Source organism: Pseudomonas pichavaramensis, from assembly GCF_050473265.1.
Taxonomy (GTDB): domain Bacteria; phylum Pseudomonadota; class Gammaproteobacteria; order Pseudomonadales; family Pseudomonadaceae; genus Aquipseudomonas.
The window spans coordinates 1-434 of sequence record NZ_JBJKFJ010000037.1 but is presented as its reverse complement, the minus strand read 5'-3'; the positions used below and the strand labels follow the sequence as shown (position 1 = coordinate 434).

The window sequence follows — 434 nt, the reverse complement described above, 5'->3', positions numbered from 1 at the left end:
CCAAAACCACCTGCACCGGCGTTGAGATGTTCCGCAAGCTGCTGGACGAAGGTCGTGCTGGTGAGAACTGCGGCGTGCTGCTGCGCGGCACCAAGCGTGATGAAGTCGAGCGTGGTCAGGTTCTGGCCAAGCCGGGCACCATCAAGCCGCACACCAAGTTCGAAGCTGAAGTGTACGTTCTGTCCAAAGAAGAAGGTGGTCGTCACACCCCGTTCTTCAAGGGCTACCGTCCGCAGTTCTACTTCCGTACCACTGACGTAACCGGTTCGTGCGAACTGCCGGAAGGCGTTGAGATGGTAATGCCGGGCGACAACATCAAAATGGTTGTTACCCTGATCAAGCCGATCGCCATGGAAGATGGTCTGCGCTTCGCGATTCGCGAAGGCGGTCGTACCGTTGGTGCTGGCGTGGTTGCCAAGATCGTCGAGTAATCG

1 protein-coding gene is annotated in these 434 nt (G+C 57.8%); it reads left to right on the top strand.

Annotated elements, in window-relative coordinates:
• A partial coding sequence (locus ACJRW5_RS24915) for an EF-Tu C-terminal domain-related protein (RefSeq protein WP_414208141.1) occupies positions 1–431 on the top strand: 431 nt, incomplete at its 5' end.
• Between the last annotated feature and the right edge of the window lie 3 nt (positions 432–434).